The organism is Hyphomonas sp. NPDC076881 (assembly GCF_050269995.1).
Classification (GTDB): Bacteria; Pseudomonadota; Alphaproteobacteria; order Caulobacterales; family Hyphomonadaceae; genus Hyphomonas.
In genome coordinates this window covers 293,257-312,093 of the sequence record NZ_JBNNJJ010000003.1, presented here as the reverse complement: position 1 = coordinate 312,093, position 18,837 = coordinate 293,257, and the positions used below count along the sequence as shown (strand labels likewise).

The window sequence follows — 18,837 nt, the reverse complement described above, 5'->3', positions numbered from 1 at the left end:
ATGGAATTCCGGATCGCGGACACCTTCACCGACAGCTTGTCCAGGCTGACGGCGCAGGAGCAGAAGGCGGCGAAAACCACCGCCTTCGACCTGCAGCTCGATGCCTCTGCGCCCGGGCTTTCCTTCCACAAGCTCGACCGCGCCAAGGATCCGAATTTCTGGTCGGTGCGGGTGAACGCCGACATCCGGCTGATCGTCCACCGCACGCAATCGAGCCTGCTGCTCGTCTATGTCGATCATCATGACGACGCCTACAAATGGGCCGAACGGCGCAAGATCGAGCGGCATCCGACAACCGGCGCCATGCAGCTCGTCGAGGTGCGTGAGCGCGTCGAAGAGGTGGAGATCTTCGAGCCGAAGGAGGTTGCGGAGCCGGTCGCCGCTACGCCGGCTGCGAAGCCGAAACTCTTCGACAATCTGCGCAAGTTCGAGCTGATGGGTTTCGGGGTACCTGAGGAGTGGGTGGACGACGTTCGCCGGGCGACCGAGGACACCCTGTTCGACATCATTTCCCATCTGCCGCAGGAGGCGCAGGAGGCGCTCCTGAAGCTGGCGGTCGGCGAGAAGCCGGAGCCGCCCGTGACGGCTCCCGTGGAGGCGGACCCCTTCGCCCATCCCGATGCGCAGCGACGTTTCCGTGTCCTGACCAACATCGAGGAACTGCAGCGCGCGCTCGACTATCCCTGGGAGAAATGGGCGGTCTTCCTGCATCCCGACCAGCTGCAATATGTGGAGCGCAGCTATTCGGGGCCAGCGAGGATTTCGGGGTCCGCGGGCACGGGCAAGACGGTGGTCGCGCTGCATCGCGCGGTGCATCTGGCGCGCAACGATCCACAGGCGCGAATTCTGCTGACGACCTTCTCAAAGGCGCTAGCCAATGCGCTGAAGGTGAAGCTGCAGCATCTGGCCGGAAACGAACCGGCCGTGTTGGCGCGGATCACCGTGCAGTCCATCACGGGCGTCGCCTATGATCTCTATTCCAGTCTTTTCGGACAGCCGAACATCGCCTCGCCGTCCCTCGTTCACACTCTGCTCACCAAGGCGGCGGGACAGGACGATGGCCAGAAGTTCTCCTTGCCCTTCCTCGCCGGGGAATGGTCGGAGGTCGTCGATGCCTGGCAGATCGAGAACTGGGAGGGCTACCGGGACGTCTCGCGCCTTGGCCGCAAGACACGGATCGGCGGCAAGCAGCGGGAATCCCTCTGGTCGATCTTCGAGCAGTTGCGCGCCGGTCTCGCCGAGCGCAAGGCGGTGACATGGTCCGGCGTGTTCGGCCGCCTTGCGGCGCATTATGGCGCGACGGAGAAGCGGCCGTTCGATTTCGCGGTCGTCGACGAGGCGCAGGATATCAGCGTGGCCGAGGCCCGCTTCCTGGCGGCGCTGGTTTCGCACAGGCCCGACGCGCTGTTCTTCGCCGGCGATCTCGGACAGCGCATCTTCCAGCAGCCCTTCTCGTGGAAATCGCTCGGCATCGACGTGCGCGGACGCTCCCACACATTGAGGATCAACTATCGCACCTCCCACCAGATCCGCGCCCAGGCGGATCGGCTGCTGCCGCCGAACATCTCCGATGTCGACGGCAATGCCGAGAGCCGCCGTGGCACCATCTCCGTGTTCAACGGGCCGGCGCCCGAGATCTGCACCTTCGATACCGCCACGGAAGAGAGCGAAGCCGTCGGGCACTGGCTCGCCGATCGCCTGAAAGAGGGTTGCCAGCCGCATGAGGTCGGCCTGTTCGTTCGAACCGGCGAGCAACTGAAACGCGCGCGGGCCGCGATCAAGATCGCTGGCGCGTCGGGTGTCGAGCTGAGCGACAAGGTAGAGGCGGAAGCAGGCAAGGTCGCGATCAGCACCATGCACCTCGCCAAGGGCCTCGAATTCCGCGCCGTCGCCGTGATGGCGTGCGACGACGAGGTGCTGCCCTTGCAGGAGCGGATCGAGACCGTTGCCGATGAGTCTGATCTGGAGGAGGTCTACAACACCGAACGCCATCTGCTTTATGTCGCCTGCACCCGCGCCCGCGACCGGCTCCTGATCACCGGCGTCGATCCGGCCTCCGAGTTCCTCGACGATCTGGCGCGATAGGCGAGAGGGCGCGGGAGGCAAGCGTATGGCATTCCGTTTTTGGCGCCGCATCCGACTTGCGCCCGGGGTCACGCTGAACCTCTCGAAATCGGCGGCTTCGCTATCCTTCGGGCCGCGCGGGGCCAAGTACACGATAAGCCCCCGCGGAAACCGCGCGACGGCAGGCATTCCTGGCACCGGCCTCTTCTACACGATGCGCGATCCAGGGGCCGGACGCGGGCAAGAGCGCGGTGCATCCGCACCAATGGTGCGCGCGAGAGATCGTCTGACGCTCGGATTTTTCCAGCGCCTGATCACACCCGCGGCGGAGCGGGCCTTCGTCGATGGGCTAAAGGCGCTGAATGAGGGCGATGACAGCGAGGCGCTTGTCCTGCTCGACCGTTCGGCTTCTCTGGCCGACGCCGCATGGCTTGCCGGGATGCTTCACCTGAAGAGTGAGAACTTCGATCAGGCGGAGCGTTGCCTGCTCGATGCCTTGGAACGGAGACACGAACTCGATTCGCTGTTCAGCAAGTACGGAGTCAACGCGACCATCAGCCTGCCGATCACTCCCGAAATATCGGCGCATGTGCGGCCTCGCGAACGGGGGACACTTCTGGCCCTGGTCGAGGTCTACCAGTTGCAGGGACGTTCGGGCGACGCATTGATCCGTCTGGATCAGCTGCTCGATCTGGACAAGTCGGATCCCGTCGTCCTGCTCTCCTTCGCTGAACTTGCGCTCGATCATCCGAACCCCGAGCACTTGCGACGCATCGCAGAGCTGAGCGCGTCTGTCGAAAACGAGACTCCGGTCCATACGGCGTTGCTGCTCTATCGGGCCCGCGCGCTGGTCAGCTTGGGCTTGCCCGATGCGGCGATCGACGTTCTCACGTTGGCGCTCCGGCGGCGCAAGGATCGCCCGGACGAGCTGCTGCGGCAGGTTCGATATGAGCGTGCGTTGCTCTACGATGGCCAGCGCCGCCAAGCACAGGCCCGACGCGAGTTCGAGCGCATTTATGCCGAGGATCCGGGGTTCGAGGATGTCGCCAAACGACTCGGGCTTTGATGTCCGATTTCGGCGCCGATCGCGCTTGCCGACGAGGATATCAACCACCGCGAGGGGCCGGAGGCATTTTCACATTATATTTCAATGATATATAATTCCGTACTGGCGTCGGTTCAGTCCAGAGGTCGAGAGAAAAAGGGCGGAGAGAGAACGCTCGGAGCCGAGTGTGCCGACGTCGCAGTTCAGAGGTTCGCGCCAGAACCGCGCGGTTCCTTGGCGTTTTCAGCGCCGCGTCCGCGCGCGGAGAACGTTCGACGGGATAGAAATGGCGGAGAGGAAGGGATTCGAACCCTCGATACGCGTTAACGTATACGCCCTTAGCAGGGGCGCGCCTTCAGCCACTCGGCCACCTCTCCAGCGCTCGGAATTCCCTATAGATGAGGGGGAATTGGGGCAAGTCTGAATTGCGGTGATTGGGCGCCATCAGGCCGGAAAAGTGGTCAGACCACCCAAAGGGGCAGCAGAAAGCGACGCGCCGCGCCGGAGTACCAGGCCGCCACCCCGGAATTCCACAGCCCTGCCTGGCGCCTCAAAAAGCCCGCCAGCCCCCCATTCGCGGATTACCCGCAGGCGCGCGGCCGGATTTCAACCGGTTCATGACGACCCCGATCACATGCCCCCCCGCCGCTTCGACGGCCGCGCGCAGGTCCTCCACCTCCTCTGCGCCCGCCGCTTCAGCCTGCACCACCAGCACCACGCCGTCGGCCAAAGGCGCATAGATCAGCCCCGCTGCCGAGCGCGACAACGCCGGCGCATCGATGATGGCCCAGTCCGCACTACGCCGCAGCGCGTCCCACCATCCCGGCGCCGCCAGCATGCGCACACTCTGCCCCGGCGACAACCGCTCATTCCGGAAGCGCGTCACCAGAAGGCGCAGACCATCAATCTGATGCGCCGTCAGCAGCTTTGACAGGGCCAGCGTCTTTTCTGATCCGGAGACAGAGTAAATCTGCTCCACGCCAAGGGAGGCGTCCAGCGGACGTCCCGGCCGGCCCACGCCGTTGAGAACTCCTTTTGAAAAGGCCGTATAAAGAGGGTTATCGCGCAGATCGAGATCAATCAGCCACGTCATGCGGGCGGCCCGGGCGGCGGCCATCAGAGCAAAGGAGGCCGCAACACTGCTCGTGCCTTCGCCTTCCTGGGCCGACATGAACATCAGGACGCGGCCGCCCGAGCGCGGTGTAATCCGCGTTGCGGCCTGCCAGAGGCCGGAAAGATCCTGCCGCAGATCGCGCATGACTTGCCTTCGCTTCTTCCTGCAGGAGCGCTAGCATGCGATGGTTAATGCGTCTTTAGGAAAATCGCCCGCCGGCGCTCAGCGTGAACGGACGGTGGCAAGCACGGGCAGTCCCACTGTCCGCTCCAGGGCGGCGGCCGTGGCAAAGCCCCGCCGGCTGAACGCATGCGCAAGGCCGGCCCCAAGCGCGGCCAGCGCCGCCAGCAGGAACGCAGCGAAGGAAGCGAGACTCCGCAGACTTTCCCCGCGCAGGGGCGGCGCGGCGTTCTCTACAAGGCGAACACCTCCGGCACCCTCCCGGGCAAGATCACTGCGCGCCCGCGCTTCGGCGGCCCGGGCCCCAAACTGGCGCGCCGCATCGGCCGCCACATCCCGCCGGCGAACCAGCTCCGCCAGCCCCGGCGCCAGTTCCCGCAATTGCTGATCGCGCGCTTCAAGGCTGGCGATCTGCGCATGCAGCTCTGCCTGCTGACGGGTTGCCGCCTGCACTTCTGCCTCAAGCCGCGCAATGGCCAACCGAACTTCCTGATACAGTGGATCAGGCCCGCGGCGCGCAGCACTCGCCGTATCCCCCTGCGCCGCCACCAGCCCCTCGATCCTCTCGATACGGTTGTCCAGATCGCGCAGCGCCAAAGCATTGGGCGCCAGCCGGGCCCGCAACTCTTCGCGCTGAACATAAAGTTCCTGCAGGCGCTGTTGGGCGGTGTCTTCCGTATACATCACCTGCTCGGCCGGCAGCCCGGCAAGTTTCCGCCGATAACTTTCCAGCTCTGCCTCCAGCTGCGCTTTCTGGGCCCCCGCCATCATCAGCTCAAGGCTCGCGGCCTCATACAGGCGCTGCTGTGTGCTGCGTTCGGTTTCAAGGCCGGTCAGGCCGTTCTGCGAAAGATAGGCCCGGATCGCCGTTTCGGCGTCGGCTACCTCGCGTTCAAACCGCTCACGCTGGGCGCCAAAGCTGAGGGCAGGTTCTTCGCCCAGCACCGCCGGGCGATAATCGAGATAAGCGCGCGCCAGGGCGTTGAGCAGGGCCGCGGCCATTTCAGGATCAGCATGGCCAAACTGCAGCCTGACGGCCCTTCCGCCCGGCATAACATCCGTCTGAAGATTATCCACCAGAATATCCGCGCCGATACGGGCGCAGTCCTTCCGGGCGCATTGGGCGGCAAGTGCCGGATAGGCCCGCGCCAGGGTCACTTTCTCCAGCGCCGCGCGCGCCACCACCGGGCTGCGCATGAGTTCGATCTCGGACCGGGCGGCGCTCTCCGCGTCCGCGCGCTCGGTTGGCGGTGAAATGAGTACCCGCGCCTGCGCCACATAGCGTTCGGGCAGCATCAGCGCCGCAAACAGGCCGAGCGCGAACAGCGGCAGAAACATCAGCAGCATCAGCCATTTCGCCCGCCACAGATGCACCAGCACATCTCCCGCGCCCAGGCGTGGCCGCAAGCGCGGCAGCGCTGCCCGCGCTTCAGTTTGGCCGGCATCGGCTGGAGACATGGGTTCGCGCCGCTCCCTGCGGGTACTCAACCTGTCACAGATGCCATGGCGCGTTTGAGATTTCGTTAAGCATCAGGGCGCTGTAGAGAGAGGCTGGAATCCCCCGCGTCAGGCCGCCATCTATCGGCGCGGCGCTACTTCTGGCAGACTTTCCCAATGACCCAATATTTCGAACCCATCCCCTATCCCCTCTGGCACGCGGACAAGGCTGCCTTCGCAGACAAGCTCGGAAAATCCTTCCGGGAAACAGGCTTTGCCGTCATCACCGGCCACCCCGTGGCTCAGTCCGTGATTGATGCAAACCTTGCCGCCACCAAGGCGTTTTTCGCCCTCTCCGAGGATGTGAAGGAAAAATATCACGATGCTCCCGGCGGGCGCCAGCGCGGCTACACCCCCTTCGGCACGGAAAACGCCAAGGGGCAGGCACAGGCCGACCTGAAAGAGTTCTGGCATACCGGCCGCGACCTTCCCCCCGGCTCGCCCTACCGGGCCACCATGAAGGATACTCCCAGCGTCGCCGAAGTGGCAGACTTCGACCGGGCTACCCGCGCCCTCTATGCCGCTCTGGATGATTTTGGCGCTGACCTCCTCAAGGGCGTCGCGCTGCATCTGAACCTTCCGGAAACCTGGTTTGCCGATAAGGTCAACTTCGGCAACTCCATTCTGCGCCTGCTCCACTATCCCCCGCAGATGAACCCGCCGCCGGAAGGCTCGGTCCGCGCCGGCGCGCATGAAGACATCAACGTCATCACCCTGCTCCTCGGCGCTGAGGAAGCCGGTCTCGAAGTGAAACACCGCTCTGGCGCATGGCTGGCCGTCAACCCGCCACCGGGCGCGCTCGTGATCAATTGCGGCGACATGCTCCAGCGTTACACCGGCGGCGTCCTGCCATCCACCACCCACCGGGTGGTCAACCCGGCCCCCGAACGCTCCCGGTTCCCGCGCTACTCCACTCCCTTCTTCCTTCATTTCAATCAGGATTTCCTGATCGAAGCCCTCCCCGGCTGCCTCGCCGAAGGGGGCAAGGCACAACCACCGATCACCGCTCAGGACTTCCTGATGGAACGCCTGCGCGAGATCGGCCTGGTCAAGGAACGCAGCTGAAGACCGGCCCTCCTCAGGGGGCCAGTCTACTCGACACTCCCGGACTTCCCCTATGGCACAGAAATTGAGTGTTCCCTGGATGGCCTGAACCAATCTGGGAGGCGCCGAAATGCCAGCCATGGGTATCTGCGAATGGATCGCCGCCGGCCGCGCGATCGCGGAGGGGCAACTCACGCGCTATTCTGAGAAGGCTCACTTCACCGAAGAGTTCGAGCAGGACCTCTGCCGGCTGACAGGCGCCCGGCACAGCCTGGCTGTCACGTCCGGCACCGGCGCGCTGATCGCCGCCCTCGCCGCCGCCGGCATCGGCCCCGGCGATGAGGTCCTCGTGCCAGCCTATACCTGGATGGCCACGGCGGCAGCGCCCGTCATGGTCGGCGCGGTTCCGATCCTGGTGGACATTGACGAGTCCCTCACCATTGATCCGGAAGACATCGAGCGGAAGATCACCCCCTACACCCGCGCCATCATCCCCGTGCACATGGGCAACGCCCCCTGCGACATGGACGCGATCATGGCGATTGCGAAGAAACACGGCCTGATCGTCATCGAAGACGCCTGCCAGTCCGTTGGCATCACCTATAAGGGCCGCGCCCTGGGCACCATCGGCCATCTCGGCGCCTTCAGCTTCAACAAGATGAAAAACGTCAATATCGGTGAAGGCGGCGCCGTCCTCACCAATGACGACCAGTTCTTTGCCCGCGCCCGCTCCTATCACGATCTCGGCGCGATGATCCGCGGCCATGAGGAACGCTACAACGAGCCCGCCTTCGTCGGCGTCAACATGAAGGTCAACGAGATCCAGAGCGCGATGGCGCGTGTGCAGCTGCGCAAGGTTGTCCCCATGCTGGAGCGCAAGCGCAAACGCCGCGCCGCCATGGCGGAAATTCTCGCCACCGGCACGGATTATCAGCTCACCCCTCACAATGATGCAGATAGCGCCATCAGCCTCACCCTGCTTGCCCCCACCGTCGAGGCGGCCGTCGCTCTGCAGCAACGTAAAGGCATCTGGAACCGCCTGCGCGACAGCTCCAAGCACATCTACACCAACTGGGAACCCATTCTCGCCAGACGCACCTTCCATCCGAAGATGAACCCCTGGGCCTGGGCCAAGCGTGAGATCAGCTACACCCCGGATATGTGTGCCCGCACGCTGGATATTCTGGACCGCACCTGCGTCGTCAATCTGGGGCTGGATTATCCCACCTTCCTGATGCGCCGCGTCGCCAAAGGCATCGCCGCCTGAACCCTGCACCCATAAAGCAAAGCCCCGGCCGGATATTCTTCCAGCCGGGGCTCCTCATTTTATTCCGCTGGCGGATTACTTGGCTTCGTAGGTGCGCGACAGCTCGTCGAACAGGCGCACGCCATAGCCCACCGCGCCTTTCGGGTCGACGGCATTACCCGAATTCTGCCAGGCCATTGACGCAATATCGAGGTGAACGAAGGGCGTCTCTTCCTTCACCCACTCCATGATGAACGCCGCGCCCACCGAGGCGCCCGGCGCGCCCTCGCCGCCATTCTTCACGTCTGCCACATCACTGCGGATCGCCTTGAACGTATTGGGATGCACCGGCAGGCGCCACAGCCCCTCGCCTGACGCATCCGCCGCCGCCAGGAACCTCTGGGCGAGCGCGTCATCGTTCGTGAACAGGCCCGCATAATCAGACCCCAGAGCACCACCAACAGCGCCTGTCAGCGTCGCAATCGTCACGGCCAGCTTCGGCTTGTACTGCTCCTGCGTCCACCAGAGGCCATCGGCCAGCACCAGGCGGCCCTCCGCATCCGTGCTCATGATCTCAATGGTCTTGCCGCTCATCGAGGTCAGCACATCACCGGGCCGGATCGCATTGCCGTCCGGCATGTTCTCCGCTAGCGGAAGAACCGCCACCACGTTCACCTTTGCCTCGCGCTTGGCCAGCGTCAGAACCGCGCCAGCCGATGCCGCCGCCCCGGCCATGTCCATCCGCATACGCCACATATTGGCGTTCGGCTTGATCGAGATCCCGCCGGTATCAAAGGTGATGCCCTTGCCGACGAACGCAATCGGCGCCTCGCCTGCCTTGCCGCCCTTGTATTCCACCGCCACCAGGCGCGGCGGGCGGACAGAGCCCTGCCCTGTGCCGTAAAGCGCGCCCATACCGAGGGCCTCGATCTGCGTCTCGTCCAGCACCGTCACCGTCACATTCGGCAGGCCCTGGAACTTTTCCACCACCTGATCGGCAAACCAGGCTGGCGTCTTGATGTTCGACGGCGTGGAAACAAGGTCGCGCGCAAAGAACACGCCTTCCGCCACGGCGCGGGCATCGGTTTCCCAGGCGCGCCGTGCGGCATTGGCGTCCGGCGCCAGGAAGGTGAGTGTCACTTTGGGCTCGGTGACCGGCGCAGCCTTGCCCCATTTGCCGAAATCATAGGCGCCCAGCATCGCGCCCTGCGCAGCAATGGCCGCGTCATTGGCCACATCCTTTGCGTCCGGAACGGCCACATTCACTGTCGCCGTCCAGCCTGCGGTCCCCTTGGCCACTGTGGCGCCATAGGTCTGCAGGTCGGTGGCGGATTTCAGGCCCTCGCCTGTGCCCACCAGCAGCACCGCCCCGTATGGGCCCACGCCGTAAAGCGTCAGCGTCTGCCCGGTTGCGCCCTTGAAACCGGCCGTCTTGATCGCCTCGGCAATCGCCCCCTTCGCGGCGCGGTCGGCGTCGCGGGAAATCCCCTCCAGCGCGCCATCCTTGCCCACAGGCAGCGCTACAGCGCCCGTGGCTGGACGTTCCGCTTTGGCAAAATCGATGCCCGGCACTTCGGCAAGCGCCGGCATCGCCAGCGCCATCGCGGAAACAGCGGCAGTGATCCATATTTTCATGGGCGATGTCCTTCTCTGTTCTAATATTACATTTGCCTCGGAAAAATCTGGCCGCCTGTCCAGCCCTTTTGGGGCATGGGCGCAACAGATTCCGCACGCGGGCAACCAAGCGCTGCCTCAGCCGGCCAGAAAAGCCTTGAGGTCTTCCCCGCAGTCAAAGGCATGGTCGGGCCGCGCGGCCGTCAGGGCCTCGCGCGGCGCAAATCCCCAGCTCACGGCCACACAGCGGATGCCCACTTCGCGCGCCGCATCAATGTCGCGGATCTCGTCGCCCACCGCCAGCGTCCGCGCCGGGTCTGCCTTCAGGCGCTTTATCACATCGCGGAAATGCTTCGCCTTGCCGAACATGCCCGCCCCGCAGCTCCAGGCAGAAATCCGTGAACTGATCTCCGGCCCCAGCGCCCGGCGCACAACCGCTTCGGAATTGGATGATACCACCGCCACAGGAATGCCTCGCGCCATCAGCGTATCGAGCAGGTCCAGCGTGCCTTCAAACAGCGGAAAGGTCTCCGCCGCCTTTGCCCTCTTGCGGGCATGCACGGCAATCAGCGGCAACTTCCACCCCGGAATGCCCAGAGACTGCATCACCTCCCGCGGCGGATGCCCGCGCATCGCCTCCTGCTCCTCAAAGCTCGGCAACCGGAACCGGAACTTCTGCGACAGCTCCGGCAAAAGCTCACGGAAAAACCCCACGCTATCTGCCAGCGTGCCGTCAAAATCAAAGATGATGAGGTCAGGTTTTGTGGTCATGTGCTCCCCCCTCACACTCCCCTCAGATCAGCCCCGCCAGCGGTGAACTTGGATCAGCATACCGCTTCTTCGGCATCCGGCCAGCCAGATAGGCTTCGCGTCCGGCAATCACCGCATGCTTCATCGCCCGCGCCATGCGGATGGGGTCTTTGGCTTGCGCGATGGCCGTATTCATCAGCACACCATCACATCCCAGCTCCATCGCAATCGCGGCGTCCGACGCGGTCCCCACGCCCGCGTCCACGATGACCGGGACCCGCGCTGCCTCGATGATCAGGCGGATGTTCACCGGGTTCATGATGCCCAGGCCCGAGCCGATCAGGCTGCCCAGCGGCATGATCGCCACGCAGCCCGCCTCTTCCAGAAGCCGCGCATAGACCGGATCGTCCGAACAATAGACCATCACCTCGAAGCCATCCTTGATGAGGGCTTCAGCCGCCTTCAGCGTCTCCGGCATGTTCGGATAAAGCGTCTTCTGATCGGCCAGCACCTCCAGCTTCACGAGGTTCCAGCCCCCCGCCTCGCGCGCCAGGCGCAGCGTGCGAACCGCCTCGTCGGCCGTGTAACAGCCTGCAGTGTTGGGCAGATAGGTGAACTCGTCGGGCTTCACATGATCGGTCAGGCGCGGCTCGTTCGGGTTCGACAGGTTCACCCGGCGCAGGGCCACGGTGACGATCTCCGCCCCCGCCGCGCGCGCGGCCTCAGCATTCTGCTCATAGGAGGCATATTTGCCCGTGCCGACGATCAGGCGCGAGGCGTAGGTCTTGCCGGCGATCACCAGCGGGTCGTTGACGGGGCTCTGGGCGGCGGTGTCGGGCACGGGCTGTGTCTCCTGACTGAACTTGCAAATGGGGCGCGGAAGGGCGCTGCGGTTGGAGTTTTGTTGGAGGAATCCGGGCGCTCGTTGGAGGAACCGTTGGAGTTTTTTTTCGCCCCTTATCCACCCCCTACGAACTGCACGATCTCCAGCCTGTCCCCCTCGGTGAGGACGGTCATGGCGTGTTCGGATTTGGGCACAATCTCGCGATTGCGCTCCACGGCAACCCCGCGCGGATCGCGGCCGGTCTCGCCGGATATCCGGTGGACAAGCTGCGCAACCGTCGTGCCGGGGGCGATCTCGAGCGCCTCACCGTTCAGCGTGATCTGCATCCGTAAAATTCCCTGACTGTTGCCCTCTTGCCACGCTGGCCGTTACAGCGCAAACGAAGGCGCATGTCGAAACCGGTATATGTCCTCGGCGGGCCGAACCTCAACCTTTTGGGTACGCGCGAGCCGGAAATCTACGGGCGGGATACGCTCGAAGATATCCACGCCCGACTCAGGGCGCTCGCAGGCGACGTGGCAATTGTCGCGCGTCAGACGAATTCTGAAGGTGAACTCGTGTCCTGGGTGCAGGAGGCCGCCCGTGAGGGCCGGGCTCTGATCCTCAATGCAGCGGCCTACACACACACGTCGATCGCCCTGCATGATGCCTTGAAAACGCTCAAGATTCCGCTGATCGAAGTGCATCTGTCGAACCCCGCCGCGCGCGAGGCTTTCCGGCATGTCAATTACGTGGCGCCTGTTGCAGTTGGTACAATTGCCGGGCTAGGTGCCTATGGATATGAACTCGCGCTGAGCGCGGCCCTGAGGCTATCGGGAGAGGCGAGGAGCTAAAAAACATGAGTACTGCCAAGAACAAGCTGGACACCGGCCTGATCCGGGAACTGGCTGCAATCCTGCGCGAAGCCGATCTGGGCGAGCTGGAAGTCGAACATGAAGGCCTGCGCGTGCGGGTCTCGAAACCTGCGCCCGCCGCCGTGGTTCAGACGGTTGCGGCGCCCGCCCCGGCTGCCATGCAGGCTCCGGCAGCGATTGCTGCTCCCGCCCCCGCTCCAGCGGCGGCTGCGTCTTCAGACAATGCCGTAAAATCTCCAATGGTCGGAACGGTTTACCTCTCACCCGATCCGAACTCCAAGGCGTACATCACCATCGGCGACAAGGTGAAGAAGGGCGATACGCTCATGCTCATCGAAGCCATGAAGACGTTCAACCCCGTCGAGGCAGACCGCGCCGGCACCGTGAAGGCAATCTATGTCGAGAACGCCCAGCCGGTTGAATTTGGCGAAGCCCTGGTCCTGATCGAGTAGCATGTCGGCTCCCCGTCCCATCCAGAAGGTCCTGATCGCCAATCGTGGTGAAATCGCCCTGCGAATCCACCGCGCCTGCAAGGAAATGGGCCTTTCCACCGTCGTCGTTCACTCCGAAGCTGACCGTGATGCCATGGCCGTGCGCCTGGCAGATGAAAGCGTCTGCATCGGGCCTGCGCCTTCTTCGGAAAGCTATCTGAAGAAGTCGCGCATCCTCGCTGCTGCCGAGATTACTGGCGCTGACGCGATCCATCCCGGCTATGGCTTCCTGTCGGAAAACGCCCAGTTCGCCGAGATGGTTGAAGCCCACGGTATCGCCTTTATCGGCCCGACGGCAGAACATATCCGCGTGATGGGCGACAAGATCGCTGCCAAACAGGCCATGATCGAGGCCGGCGTGCCCTGCGTGCCCGGCTCTGATGGCGCGGTCGAAACCATCGCCGAAGCCAAGAAGGCTGCCAAGAAAATCGGTTTCCCGGTGCTCGTGAAGGCGTCTGCCGGCGGCGGTGGCCGCGGCATGAAGCTGGCGATGACCGAGGCTGACCTCGAAAACGCCGTGAAAACAGCGAAGACCGAGGCCAAGGCCGCCTTCGGTGACGACGCTGTCTATCTGGAGAAATACCTCCAGGGCCCGCGCCACATCGAAATCCAGGTGATTGCGGACACGCACGGCAACGTCGCCCATCTCTGGGAACGCGACTGTTCCCTCCAACGCCGCAACCAGAAAGTCTTCGAAGAAGCCCCCTCGCCGGCACTCAATCAGGTGCAGCGCGAGGAAATCGGCGGCATCGTCGCCCGCGCCATGCAGAAGCTCGGCTATCGCGGCGCCGGCACCATCGAATTCCTCTACGAAGACGGCCGCTTCTATTTTATCGAAATGAACACCCGTCTGCAGGTGGAGCATCCCGTCACCGAGATGATCACCGGCATCGACCTGGTGCGCGAACAGATCCGCATTGCCGAAGGCAAGGCGCTTTCCTTCCGCCAGGAAGATGTGATGCTCGTCGGCCATGCTATCGAATGCCGCATCAATGCCGAACATCCGGAAACCTTCGTGCCCTCGCCGGGCCTCATCACCGAGTTCCATGCGCCGGGCGGCCCGGATGTGCGCCTCGATAGCGCCGCCTATGCCGGTTACCGCATCCCGCCGCATTACGATTCGCTGATCGGTAAGCTGATCGTTCACGGCCGCACCCGCCGGGAGTGCCTGATGCGCCTCAAGCGCGCGCTGCAGGAAATGGTGGTTGGCGGCGTCCACACCACGCTCGACCTGCACCGCCGCCTTGTGGAAAACGACGATGTTCAGGCCGGGGATTACAACATCCACTGGCTCGAAAAATTCCTCGCCGAGAACAAGATCCAACCCGGCGAATAAGGACCCGTCATTGCGCCGCGTTTACAGTCCACGCGGCGCAACCCATACTTTGATTTGATGTCCGCCCGCTTCGGCCCTGAAGACCTGCTTGCCTGCTATCGCCGGGGCGTTTTTCCCATGGCCGACTCGCGGGATGATCCGCGCCTGTTCCTTGTCGATCCGGATTTCCGGGGCATCCTGCCCCTGGACGCCTTCCACATTCCCAAACGCCTGAAGCGGCGGGTCTGCCAGGACCCGTTCCGGGTGAGCTTTGACACCGCCTTCACGCGCGTCGTTGAGGCCTGCGGCGAGCCGCATGACAACCGCCCGAACACCTGGATCAACTCGCCCATCGTGAACCTCTACAGCACGCTGCACCGGCAAGGCTTCGCCCATTCGGTGGAATGCTGGGACGGCGACGAGCTTGTGGGCGGCCTCTACGGTGTTGCCCTCGGCGGCGCCTTCTTCGGCGAGAGCATGTTCTCGCGCGCCACGGACGCCTCAAAGATTGCGCTGGTGCATCTCGTCGCCCGGCTGATCGACCGGGGCTATGTGCTTCTGGACGCGCAATTCCACAACCCGCACCTCGTACAGTTCGGCCTGATCGAGATCAGCCGCGATGCCTTCAAGGCGCGCCTGAAAGCGGCGCTGAAGGTGGATGCTGATTTTCACGGAGCCCCGCCGGAGGTGCCCTCCGATCAGTCGATCGGGATGTCCTCGTCCGGCGGAGTTTCAGTTTCGGTTACGCCGGCCGGCATGTCATCATATAGCGGCTCGACACTTTCCGGGATGGTTACTCGTTCCGGCAGCTTTACCGGCTCCGGCGCCGTGCAACGGATCACCCAGATATCATAAACCGGGTGCTCCAGCGCGTTGAGGCCCGGCGAAGAGGCATACATCCAGCCTGAAAACAGGGTGGGGTTCTGGGCGGCCGCAGCGGGCGCGTCCTTGGCCGCGACAGCTTCCATCGTTTCCACAGCCACAGGCTGGGTCGAAGCAATCCGCAGGAAGGCAGCGCTTTCGGGAACTTCTTCAGGCGGCGCCTGATAACAGGTTTTCAGCTCCACCCGCAGCGACCCGAAGGTCACCGGCTCGCCCACCTTCACGACTATGTCCGTCGAGCGCCCGGTAATCTTGTCCAGAGCGCGCAGCGTCGCCTGGTTCTTCTGCGCCATCGTGCTCGCCGAAGCGGTCAGAGCCACCACTACAGCAAAGCCGGTAGCTGCCAGAAGGCGCGAAGCAGTTTTCATTCACCAGCTCCATCAGAGGGAACTTCCGGGGGATCCACAGGGCCAAAATCATCCGCAGCCGAAGAAGAGGCGCCGCTATCGCTGCTGCCGCCACCGCCGCCTGATGCGAAGGATGCAAACAAGGTCAGCAGATCGACGCTGCCGCGCGTGAACTGGATTTCGCCAGTGCCGTCCTGCGCGATGTTGTCAAAGCCAGCGCCGGGCTCAAGCGCAACATAGGCGCCGCCGAGCAGACCATCCGTTGAAATCCGCGCGTCTGTGTCGTCGGGCAGCTCCCATTTCGTATCGAGCGCCAGCTTGAGGACTGCTTCAAATGTCTGCGGGTCGCCATCAATGGATTTCACAACCCCGGCCTTTACGCCCGCGATCCGCACGTCTGATCCGCGCGAGATGCCTGACACGCTGTTGAAGCGCGCCGTCACTTCGTACTGGTTGGCGCCCATGCCGCTCGAATCGCCACCACGTGCCAGTGCAAACCAGAGGAAGAAGCCGGCAACACCGACGACCACGGCCCCGATCAGGGTCTCAAAAAACGATTCACGCATCCGGGTTCCATGCCTCGTAATCGGAGTCGGAGCGTTGACGCTCGCGCTGGGTGGAAAGAGAGCCCTTGGGCTTCACCGCATAAGGCGTGCCGGTCATGTTCGGCATGTGGTCAGTCTCCCACTCGCGGCGCTCCAGCGGCATCTTGGTCGGCGGCGCGTCCAGCGTGTGGTGCAGCCAGCCATGCCAATCAGCGGGCACCTTGGAGGGTTCTGCCAGCCCGTTATACATCACATACCGGCGGCGGCGGCCTTCGATCGAGGGTTTCTTCTCTTCGAAATAGCGGTTGCCGTATTCATCGGTGCCGACAAAGGTCGAACGCCGCTTGATGTCGAAGGCGGCTCCGACGGTGTTTCCGCTCCACCAGGTGAATATCTGCTTCAGCATCTGAGGCTTTCCTGACCGTGTTTGATGGCCGCAATATGGCGATGCCACGGCGATTAATCCATCCATGGCAGGCAGGCAATGCGCCCTGGGGGCGCGGGGCGCGTCATTACAGGCAATCCACTGCTTTGAGCGCCTGAAAAGCGGTTGCCGCCAAGAGGGCAAGCAGGCACCCTGATCCGGACTGATTCGGCAGGAGCACGAGACAGATGGCGGCAAAATCGCATTCGGAAATCCTCGAAGCAGCAGAAGCAGATGGGCTGATCTCCCGAGAGGTAAGGATGCGGGACATTTCCCGCTCTGCCGGACGCGCCCTTCAGCCGCTGACGCCCTCCGCGCTGGAACAGGTGCGGGCCGCCTGGTCGGCCGCCAATCTCCTTGGTGTATCCCAGTTGGCCACCGCCGAAATGCTTGAACGCCTGGGGGATGCGCCCCGCAATGCCGAGCTTGCCGAAGCCATTGCCGCCGGTCTGCCGCAGGATGTTCTGGAAGAAGCCCTCCGCCAACCAGGCGGCATCCAGAAAACGGCGGCCGCTCTGCGCGCGGCGGCCGTCAGCACACCCTCGCCCCGCCCCGGAATGTTCGAAACCGGCCATCTCGACGCGCCCGTCCGCGCCGCCCTCGATGCGGTGCTGGACGAAGGCGCCGAGATCCATCTCGCCCGCGCGCCCCTGCCCGACGCGGCCACCCGCTGCCGCGTGATAGATGTGGCTGCTGCCATCGGCCCTGGCGGGCTGGAGGCGGATTATCTGGTAAGCGCGGCCGACGCCGCTGCCCGCTCGCTGCCAGATGGCGTGCTGGTCATCGCCGGGCTTGGCGCAGCGGTCATGTCCCTGGGGCTCGACTATGCTTCCGAAGCCGGCATCGCAGCTGGCGCAGCGTTGACCGCGCTGGTTCGCAGCGCCGCCACTGGCGCTGCCTTGCCGGCCGCCCATGCCCGGGTGCTGGGCCTTGAAGCCATCAAGGCTGCCGGGCGGCGTGGCTGCCAGGTGGCCATCCTGCCGCTGAGCGACCTTGGCGGCATCCTGCCAGATTGCGAAAGCGAAGGCGCCGCTCCGGTCCGCACGGTGCTCGCCTATGGCGAGGAATCTCCTTCCCTCGGCCGCGCCGCCCGTCTCGGCCTTGCCCGCCGCGCGCCCGAACAACTGCCGGTCCTGCTGGGCCGCCTTGCCAGTGCCGGCGAACAGGATCTGGATGCCGCCCTCGGCCGCTCCAAGCTGCGGGATCGCGGCTTCAGCGACGATGCCATTGAGCGCGTCACCCGCGCCATTGGCGATGGCCTGCCGCTGAATGCCGCCTTCTCCCGCTGGGTGCTGGGCGACGAGATCATTACCAACGACCTGCGCCTCTCGCCCGAGCGTTTTGACTCCGATGGCCGCGCGCTGCTCTCCGCCGTGGGCTTCTCCAAGAAAGACATTGCCTCGGCAGAAGCCGCCATCGACGGCGCTGTGGAAGACATTGCCGGAAAGGGCCTTGCCAATGCGGGCTTCTCGCTGAACGTGTCGATGGATGCCGAGCTGCGCTTCACCTCAGCGGCCGCCCGCGCCCTGAACGGCATGGCCATGCTGCGTGTACCGGCCCGCGAAGGGCTCGCCATGGCCGAAGCTGCCATGGCCGCTGGCCTTTCCGTGCTGCTGACCGGCCACCGCACGCCGCCCTCGGAAGACGTACGCGAGCGCATGGAACAGATCCTCTCGCTCGCCGAAGAGCTTGCCGAGGACGCTGACGCCCTGCCCGCCCTGCCGGTGCTCACGGAGCAGGGCCCGCCCGTGCGCCGCACACGCCTGCCGGATCGCCGTAAGGGCTACATCCAGAAAGCCACCGTCGGCGGCCACAAGGTATATCTCCACACCGGCGAATTCGATGATGGCAGCCTCGGCGAAATCTTCATCGACATGCACAAGGAAGGCGCCGCCTTCCGCAGCCTGATGAACAATTTCGCCATCTCCGTCTCGCTCGGCCTGCAATATGGCGTACCGCTGGAGGAGTATGCGGATGCCTTCGTGTTCACCCGGTTTGAACCGGCCGGGGAAGTGACCGGCAATGACCGGATCACCAAGGCAACCTCCATTCTCGACTATATCTTCCGCGAACTTGCCCTCTCCTATCTGGGCCGCGATGATCTTGCTGAGGCCGATGTCACCCATGATGGCCTCGGCCGCGGCGCGGGCGACGCCACACGCGGCGCGCAGACGGCTGCCTTCACCACCGAAGCGGCCCAGATCATCTCCCGCGGTTTTTCCCGTGGCCAGCTGCCCGACAACATCGTGATTCTGAACAAGCGGCGGGCCGAGAAGGCTGCGGAGGGGCCGGACGCCGATGAGGACGGCGTGGTTGACCTCACCCCCACCTATCTCGCCCAGGCTTGCCCGGCCTGTGGAAGCTTTACCCTTTTCGAAGCGGGCCCGGACGGACACCACGCCTGCGACACCTGTGGCGAGGAAAGCAGGGCCACCCAATAATCCCGACGCGCGAGTGACTGGCTGCAATTTGCCCCTCAAAGCGGGCAATTAACCATGCGGCAAGTGCAAGAGTTATTGCACGCATGCAACAGTTACGCGGCTTTTACACTTCTTACTGTTTGTTCAGTTTAGAGTTTTCA

At 64.0% G+C, this 18,837-nt stretch carries 17 protein-coding genes, 1 tRNA gene and 1 pseudogene; 9 read left to right on the top strand and 10 right to left on the bottom strand.

From position 1 onward, the window contains the following. Positions 1-2,085: a 3'-5' exonuclease gene (locus ACQKI2_RS05210; protein WP_427378640.1), complete on the top strand. Its 2,085-nt coding sequence runs from the start codon at positions 1-3 to the stop codon at positions 2,083-2,085. Positions 2,086-2,110: 25 nt separating this feature from the next. Continuing rightward, a complete protein-coding gene (locus tag ACQKI2_RS05205) occupies positions 2,111-3,130 on the top strand; it encodes a DUF4236 domain-containing protein (RefSeq protein ID WP_427378639.1) in 1,020 nt (339 codons plus the stop codon). A 266-nt stretch (positions 3,131-3,396) separates the two neighbouring features. On the opposite strand, the gene ACQKI2_RS05200 is transcribed toward ACQKI2_RS05205, so the two are convergent. The 3 genes from ACQKI2_RS05200 to ACQKI2_RS05190 form a co-directional block, all read right to left on the bottom strand. Further along, a tRNA-Ser gene (locus ACQKI2_RS05200) sits at positions 3,397-3,486 on the bottom strand. A 173-nt stretch (positions 3,487-3,659) separates the two neighbouring features. After that, on the bottom strand, positions 3,660-4,367 hold the full coding sequence (locus ACQKI2_RS05195) for a hypothetical protein (protein ID WP_427378638.1): 708 nt from the start codon (positions 4,365-4,367) through the stop codon (positions 3,660-3,662). Between the two features lie 78 nt (positions 4,368-4,445). Beyond that, positions 4,446-5,861 carry a hypothetical protein gene (locus ACQKI2_RS05190; protein WP_427378637.1) on the bottom strand — a complete coding sequence of 472 codons (1,416 nt, stop codon included), beginning with the start codon at positions 5,859-5,861 and terminating at the stop codon, positions 4,446-4,448. Between the two features lie 156 nt (positions 5,862-6,017). Here ACQKI2_RS05190 and ACQKI2_RS05185 point away from each other — a divergent pair, with 156 nt between their 5' ends. Together ACQKI2_RS05185 and ACQKI2_RS05180 are read left to right on the top strand one after the other, a co-directional pair. Next, a complete protein-coding gene (locus ACQKI2_RS05185) occupies positions 6,018-6,965 on the top strand; it encodes an isopenicillin N synthase family dioxygenase (RefSeq protein ID WP_427378636.1) in 948 nt (315 codons plus the stop codon). A 109-nt stretch (positions 6,966-7,074) separates the two neighbouring features. Continuing rightward, a complete protein-coding gene (locus ACQKI2_RS05180) occupies positions 7,075-8,211 on the top strand; it encodes a DegT/DnrJ/EryC1/StrS family aminotransferase (protein WP_427378635.1) in 1,137 nt (378 codons plus the stop codon). 75 nt (positions 8,212-8,286) lie between these two features. Here the strand turns inward: ACQKI2_RS05180 and ACQKI2_RS05175 are convergent, their stop codons facing one another. From ACQKI2_RS05175 to thiS, 4 genes are all read right to left on the bottom strand, one after another. Further along, positions 8,287-9,825 (bottom strand): leucyl aminopeptidase, encoded by a 1,539-nt coding sequence (locus ACQKI2_RS05175; protein ID WP_427378634.1) that lies wholly within the window; start codon positions 9,823-9,825, stop codon positions 8,287-8,289. A 117-nt stretch (positions 9,826-9,942) separates the two neighbouring features. Then, positions 9,943-10,575 (bottom strand): HAD hydrolase-like protein, encoded by a 633-nt coding sequence (locus ACQKI2_RS05170; RefSeq protein ID WP_427378633.1) that lies wholly within the window; start codon positions 10,573-10,575, stop codon positions 9,943-9,945. Positions 10,576-10,597: 22 nt separating this feature from the next. Further along, positions 10,598-11,395: a thiazole synthase gene (locus tag ACQKI2_RS05165; RefSeq protein ID WP_427378632.1), complete on the bottom strand. Its 798-nt coding sequence runs from the start codon at positions 11,393-11,395 to the stop codon at positions 10,598-10,600. Positions 11,396-11,511: 116 nt separating this feature from the next. Next, the gene (gene thiS / locus ACQKI2_RS05160) at positions 11,512-11,724 is read right to left on the bottom strand and encodes a sulfur carrier protein ThiS (protein ID WP_114105303.1); all 213 of its coding nucleotides are present in this window, start codon (positions 11,722-11,724) and stop codon (positions 11,512-11,514) included. A gap of 63 nt (positions 11,725-11,787) precedes the next feature. On the opposite strand from thiS, the gene aroQ reads away from it, so the two are divergent. The 4 genes and pseudogenes from aroQ to aat form a co-directional block, all read left to right on the top strand. Further along, complete coding sequence (gene aroQ, locus ACQKI2_RS05155; protein WP_035594597.1) at positions 11,788-12,231, top strand: type II 3-dehydroquinate dehydratase; 444 nt, start codon at positions 11,788-11,790, stop codon at positions 12,229-12,231. 5 nt (positions 12,232-12,236) lie between these two features. Then, complete coding sequence (accB, locus tag ACQKI2_RS05150) at positions 12,237-12,704, top strand: acetyl-CoA carboxylase biotin carboxyl carrier protein (protein WP_427378631.1); 468 nt, start codon at positions 12,237-12,239, stop codon at positions 12,702-12,704. 1 nt (position 12,705) lies between these two features. Continuing rightward, on the top strand, positions 12,706-14,079 hold the full coding sequence (gene accC / locus ACQKI2_RS05145; protein ID WP_427378630.1) for an acetyl-CoA carboxylase biotin carboxylase subunit: 1,374 nt from the start codon (positions 12,706-12,708) through the stop codon (positions 14,077-14,079). A gap of 57 nt (positions 14,080-14,136) precedes the next feature. Next, positions 14,137-14,733: pseudogene (gene aat / locus ACQKI2_RS05140) on the top strand (leucyl/phenylalanyl-tRNA--protein transferase); the annotation flags it as partial. Between the two features lie 23 nt (positions 14,734-14,756). On the opposite strand, the gene ACQKI2_RS05135 reads toward aat, so the two are convergent. Genes ACQKI2_RS05135 through ACQKI2_RS05125 form a run of 3 tightly spaced genes read right to left on the bottom strand, consistent with a single transcriptional unit; the run spans position 14,757 to position 16,238 of the window. Beyond that, the gene (locus tag ACQKI2_RS05135) at positions 14,757-15,308 is read right to left on the bottom strand and encodes a DUF2155 domain-containing protein (protein ID WP_427378629.1); all 552 of its coding nucleotides are present in this window, start codon (positions 15,306-15,308) and stop codon (positions 14,757-14,759) included. Next, positions 15,305-15,853 (bottom strand): outer membrane lipid asymmetry maintenance protein MlaD, encoded by a 549-nt coding sequence (gene mlaD, locus ACQKI2_RS05130; RefSeq protein ID WP_427378628.1) that lies wholly within the window; start codon positions 15,851-15,853, stop codon positions 15,305-15,307. Before mlaD ends, ACQKI2_RS05135 begins: the two co-directional genes overlap by 4 nt. Next, complete coding sequence (locus ACQKI2_RS05125; RefSeq protein ID WP_427378627.1) at positions 15,846-16,238, bottom strand: NADH:ubiquinone oxidoreductase subunit NDUFA12; 393 nt, start codon at positions 16,236-16,238, stop codon at positions 15,846-15,848. Before ACQKI2_RS05125 ends, mlaD begins: the two co-directional genes overlap by 8 nt. 206 nt (positions 16,239-16,444) lie before the next feature. Here ACQKI2_RS05125 and ACQKI2_RS05120 point away from each other — a divergent pair, with 206 nt between their 5' ends. Beyond that, positions 16,445-18,697, top strand: a complete 2,253-nt coding sequence (locus ACQKI2_RS05120) for a hypothetical protein (RefSeq protein ID WP_427378626.1) — start codon at positions 16,445-16,447, stop codon at positions 18,695-18,697. Positions 18,698-18,837: the final 140 nt, after the last annotated feature.

Bases quoted from the DNA above. Each gene is read 5' to 3' on its own strand.
- ACQKI2_RS05125 (WP_427378627.1), bottom strand. From the start codon at position 16,238: ATGCTGAAGCAGATATTCACCTGGTGGAGCGGAAACACCGTCGGAGCC.
- ACQKI2_RS05175 (WP_427378634.1), bottom strand. From the start codon at position 9,825: ATGAAAATATGGATCACTGCCGCTGTTTCCGCGATGGCGCTGGCGATG.
- ACQKI2_RS05185 (WP_427378636.1), top strand. From the start codon at position 6,018: ATGACCCAATATTTCGAACCCATCCCCTATCCCCTCTGGCACGCGGAC.
- ACQKI2_RS05135 (WP_427378629.1), bottom strand. From the start codon at position 15,308: ATGAAAACTGCTTCGCGCCTTCTGGCAGCTACCGGCTTTGCTGTAGTG.
- ACQKI2_RS05205 (WP_427378639.1), top strand. From the start codon at position 2,111: ATGGCATTCCGTTTTTGGCGCCGCATCCGACTTGCGCCCGGGGTCACG.
- ACQKI2_RS05210 (WP_427378640.1), top strand. From the start codon at position 1: ATGGAATTCCGGATCGCGGACACCTTCACCGACAGCTTGTCCAGGCTG.
- ACQKI2_RS05190 (WP_427378637.1), bottom strand. From the start codon at position 5,861: ATGTCTCCAGCCGATGCCGGCCAAACTGAAGCGCGGGCAGCGCTGCCG.
- ACQKI2_RS05195 (WP_427378638.1), bottom strand. From the start codon at position 4,367: ATGCGCGATCTGCGGCAGGATCTTTCCGGCCTCTGGCAGGCCGCAACG.
- mlaD (WP_427378628.1), bottom strand. From the start codon at position 15,853: ATGCGTGAATCGTTTTTTGAGACCCTGATCGGGGCCGTGGTCGTCGGT.
- ACQKI2_RS05120 (WP_427378626.1), top strand. From the start codon at position 16,445: ATGGCGGCAAAATCGCATTCGGAAATCCTCGAAGCAGCAGAAGCAGAT.
- aroQ (WP_035594597.1), top strand. From the start codon at position 11,788: ATGTCGAAACCGGTATATGTCCTCGGCGGGCCGAACCTCAACCTTTTG.
- thiS (WP_114105303.1), bottom strand. From the start codon at position 11,724: ATGCAGATCACGCTGAACGGTGAGGCGCTCGAGATCGCCCCCGGCACG.
- ACQKI2_RS05170 (WP_427378633.1), bottom strand. From the start codon at position 10,575: ATGACCACAAAACCTGACCTCATCATCTTTGATTTTGACGGCACGCTG.
- accB (WP_427378631.1), top strand. From the start codon at position 12,237: ATGAGTACTGCCAAGAACAAGCTGGACACCGGCCTGATCCGGGAACTG.
- ACQKI2_RS05180 (WP_427378635.1), top strand. From the start codon at position 7,075: ATGCCAGCCATGGGTATCTGCGAATGGATCGCCGCCGGCCGCGCGATC.
- accC (WP_427378630.1), top strand. From the start codon at position 12,706: ATGTCGGCTCCCCGTCCCATCCAGAAGGTCCTGATCGCCAATCGTGGT.